The 4,119-nt window shown below is 67.9% G+C and carries 3 protein-coding genes and 1 pseudogene; 1 reads left to right on the top strand and 3 read right to left on the bottom strand.

Annotation, left to right across the window (positions count from 1 at the left end; all coding sequences use genetic code 11):
- Together FV220_RS24255 and FV220_RS24250 are read right to left on the bottom strand one after the other, a co-directional pair.
- Window positions 1-249: pseudogene (locus FV220_RS24255) on the bottom strand (hypothetical protein); the annotation flags it as partial.
- Window positions 246-1,313 (bottom strand): siderophore-interacting protein, encoded by a 1,068-nt coding sequence (locus tag FV220_RS24250; RefSeq protein ID WP_147833501.1) that lies wholly within the window; start codon window positions 1,311-1,313, stop codon window positions 246-248. The pseudogene FV220_RS24255 and the gene FV220_RS24250, both read right to left, overlap by 4 nt.
- A gap of 496 nt (window positions 1,314-1,809) precedes the next feature.
- Here FV220_RS24250 and FV220_RS24245 point away from each other — a divergent pair, with 496 nt between their 5' ends.
- The gene (locus tag FV220_RS24245; protein ID WP_147833500.1) at window positions 1,810-2,586 is read left to right on the top strand and encodes a GNAT family N-acetyltransferase; all 777 of its coding nucleotides are present in this window, start codon (window positions 1,810-1,812) and stop codon (window positions 2,584-2,586) included.
- A gap of 446 nt (window positions 2,587-3,032) precedes the next feature.
- Here FV220_RS24245 and FV220_RS24240 read toward each other — a convergent pair.
- The coding region (locus tag FV220_RS24240) for an alpha/beta fold hydrolase (protein WP_147833499.1) at window positions 3,033-4,119 on the bottom strand (1,087 nt) is incomplete at its 5' end.

Genomic DNA, 4,119 nt, shown 5'->3' with positions numbered 1-4,119 from the left:
GCCGCCCACGATGAGCGCCAGCGCCATCGATCCCGCGACGGCGGCGTTGAGGAACGCCACCTGCAGCGACGAGGCGGTGAGGGCGTACATCTGCAGGCTCACGGCGACGCCGAGCACCCCGAAGGCGAGGAACGAGGCGGCCCGCGCCGCATAGAGCAGCTGGAACCCGCGGCTCGCCCGCAGGGGAGACAGGTCGAGCATCATGGTGCCATGCCGCTCCGGATGACGCTCTTTGACATCACGCTTCAATCCTCGTCCTTGGCGTCTTCGTCGGCGCCGCGCCGCCAATAGGCCACGGCGAGATGCTGGTCACGGGTGAGGCCACAGGTCTTGCGCCAATGCGCCCGCAGGGCCTTGAACGCGTCGAATTCCGAGCCGGCCCAGGCGAAGACCGTGCGATCCTGCGGGAACGGGATCGCCCGGACCGCATCCGCCAGGAGCGTGGTCGTGCCGGGCGGTGCGCCGTTGCGGTGGAGCCAGCGCAACTCCACCCCCTCCGGCCGGTCGAGCGCCTGTTCGTCGGCCGGCCCATCGACCTCGATCACCGCGACCCCGCCGACATGGCGGGGCAGCCGCCCGAGGATGCGGCCGATGGCCGGCAGGCCGGTCTCGTCGGCGGCGAGACAATACCACTCCGCCGCGCCAGCGCTGCGGCCGCCGGGGCCGAGCAGGCCGACCACGTCCCCGGCCTTGGCGCGCTTGGCGAAGGAGGCGCCGGGGCCGGCGTCGTGATGCATGACGAAGTCGATGTCGATCTCGCCCGCAGCCACGTCGATGCGGCGGATCGTGTAGGTCCGCATGGAGGGCGCGCCCTCCCCCTGCGGCCAGACCGGGATGCCGTCGATCCCCGGCACGGGCCATTGCGGCGCGTGGCCCTCGGGCGGGATGATGACGTGCACATGCATGTCGAACGCGTCGTAGCGCGCCAGATCCGTGCCGACGAAGGTGATCCGGCGCATATGCGGCGTGAGATCGACCACGCGGCGCACATGCACTTCGCGCAGGCTCGGAATGGTCTCGTCGGCGCAGCCGTCTCCGGTCCAGACGATGGATGCGTCCGTGGCGCCGGGAAGCTCCTGGAGATGCGAGGCGAGCATGAACTTGACGACGGCGAGGGAGGTCTCGTCGGTCGCCTCCGCCTTCAGGGCGAGCAGGCCCTCGGCGGCGACGAGGGTGCCGGTGCCGACATCGAAATCGACCCGCCCGCGTCCCGGCTCGTGGAGCACGGGGATGTCGTGTTCGAGGAAATGCTCGCACAGGTCCGCGATGTATCGCCCGGCATCGGCGAGGCGCACCTGGGCTTCGGAAGCCATGGCTGTCACGGGGTGTTCTCCACGATGGCGGGACGGCGCGAAGTCTGGCCGCGGATCGGCTGGTGGCTGTAAACGAGGACGGACGGACACACAACGCAAAACAAGGTGACTGATTTCATCGAAGCGCACCGGATCGATTATTTATAGTTGATAGAAAAACGACCATCATCGAGAATGCTTTCCGCGCTTTTGTCGCCGTGTCTTCGCAACCCGGCAAAGAACCGATTCGATGTCTCGATCCCGCCTCCGTGATCGCGACGCCCGCAACAGGCAGGCTAAGAATTTTACCCGCCGCCAGCACAGGCACGAACACGCTCCGTCTAAAGAGAAATTCGACCCCACTTTTTATCGTTATATTGTCAAAGACAAAATATTGATCGACACAATGTCGACAAAACTGGGCGATCTCCCATATCGGTACTCGACCGGCACCTGACACTGGCCAGGAACAGGACGGGCCAGGTCTTGCCGCCATCGAACCGAAACGGGAGAATGCATGAACGATGTCGATTTTCGCGAGATGCTCGATGCCCATTGCCTGATGCAGGCGGGCTGCTACGTCTCGGACATCGAAACCGCGCCGGATGGCGGGCGCTATCTCTGGTCGAACGCGATTCCGGAGCCGGGTTTCAACGTCGGCGTCGAGACCACCGACCTCGCCTGGGTCCGGGCGACCTCCGCGCGGCGCGGCCGGCTCCCGGCCCTCCTCGTCACCGAGGGCGGGGACGCGCTTAGCGCCCATCCGGACCTGCAGGCCGCCTTCCCGACCCGCTGGATGCTGGGCGATTGCCGGGACGTGCAGGCGCCAGTCATGCCGGAGGGGCTGACCCTCGCGACGGAGGTGGCGGCGGCTCCCGGCGAGGGCTACCTGTCGGTCTGCGGCGGCCTCTACGACGACGTGGGCGTGAATGCGATCGCCGAGGCGGTCTTCCTGCCGGTGCTGCGTGGCGCCCGGCCCGTCGAGGGGGTCGAGACGCGCCACCTCACCGTGAGCGCAGATGACGTTCCGGTGGCCTGCGCCTCGGTCTACCGGGCGGGCCGCCTTGCCGGACTCTACAATGTCGGCAGCCTCGCGACGCGGCGCGGGCACGGCCTCGGCGCCCTGGTCACCCGGGCGGCGATGGCGAGCGCCCGGCAGGCCGGCGCGGAGACGGTGATGCTCCAATGCGTGGCCGGCGGCCATGTGGAACGGCTCTATGCCGACCTCGGCTTCACCGTGGCGGCGAGCCCGACGCTGATGGTGTTCGCGCCGGGCGCCGGCTCGCAACGATAGACGACACGCCTCCCCGGCGGATCTCGGGCCTGCCCGAGATCCGTCGAGCTTGTGGGGAGGAGTTGGAGGTGGGGGTGGTCGGGTGACACTCCGTTTGCGGAGGCTGGCGGTACAATCCACACCCCTAACCTCTGCCCACAAGCTCCTGGATTCACGCCTCCGCCCGGCGGACGTTCCCGCTTCCCAAGAGGGTTCGACCAGAGGCACGACGGGCTCCCTCTCCTGGAAGAAGAGGGCTGGGGTGAGGTGTGGTCCATCCCCGGAAAACTCACACACCTCTCCCTGTCCCTCTCCTTCCAGGAGAGGGGACCCGCGCATCCTGCGAGATGTATGAACATCGTAGTCCCACAAGGGGGAGAGGGACGCGGTCTGCTTGAAAGAGCAGGTGTGTGAATCCAGTAGCCCCCCACGCGGAGACGGCAGGCACGCCGAATGACCTTGTGCGGTCACAGCGAGGCCGCGAAACTGTCGTGGAACATCGTGGAATCCACGATCTCCCGGTGGGTGACGTCGGGGATCACGGTCACCTGTTCCACCCGGTTGGAGTAGCGGCCCCAATCCACATGGTTCAGCCCGCGCTCTACCGACTTGCCGGCGAGCCAGACGCGGATCGGGCAATCGAACCTGTCCGCCCGGTAGCGGCGATAGAGCAGCGTGTTGTCGACGAAGGTCCAGAGTTCGTATTCCTTGCTGCCGACGCCTGGGCCATCAAGGGGCAGCGGATCGGGGGCGGCTGCCACATAGGCGAGGAACTGCTCGTGGAGTTCCGGGTCCATGCGCCGGAACAGGTCCTCCCAATCGGCCCGCATCGGCGAGCGCTCCAGCCAGGACGCGACATTTTCGTGGAGGCGGCGGCGCTGCTCCGGCGTTAGCACCGGCAGGGCGCCGACGGCGAAGCTCACATCGATGTCGCAGACGTCGAGCATGCCGACGAAGGAGAGATCGATTCGCGAGCCCAGCATCCGCGCCGCCTCGTAGGCGAGGACGCCGCCCCAGGACCAGCCGAGCATGGTGCAGGGGCGTCCGGCGCTCTCCTTCTCGATGATCTCCGCATAGCGCGCGGCGATGTCTTCCACCGAGACCACGCTCTTGCGCGCATCGGTGAGGGAGTAACAGACGAAGCCGGTGACAGGCTGGTCCGGCCCGAGGCGGCGGACTAGGGGCGCGTATTCGCGGGTGTTCACCATCAGGCCGGGGAAGCAATAGAGCATCGGGCGGTCGCCCGTCGCCCGCAGGCGCACCACCTGCGCGGTGCCGACGGCGTCGGCGGTGAGCGCCGCAGCCAGGGTCTCGACGCTCTGGTTGTTGAAGATGTCGGCGATGGTCGGGCTGCGCTCCGGGAAGGCCGCGCCGAGGGCGGTGAGCACGCGCAAGGCGGTGAGCGAGTTCGCCCCGGCCTCGAAGAAGTTCCGGTCGGGCGGGATGGCGGGGAGGCCGAGGGCCTTGGCCCAGATCTCGGCCACCACGGTCTCGGTGGGGGTGAGCGGACGCGAGGGACCGCCCGTCGCCTCGACCAGCGGCGCGGGCTCCGGC

The sequence above is a fragment of the Methylobacterium sp. WL19 genome (genome assembly GCF_008040005.1).
Classification (GTDB): domain Bacteria; phylum Pseudomonadota; class Alphaproteobacteria; order Rhizobiales; family Beijerinckiaceae; genus Methylobacterium; species Methylobacterium bullatum.
Note: the sequence above shows the minus strand (reverse complement) of the source record. Positions and strands in the feature narration are given on the sequence as shown.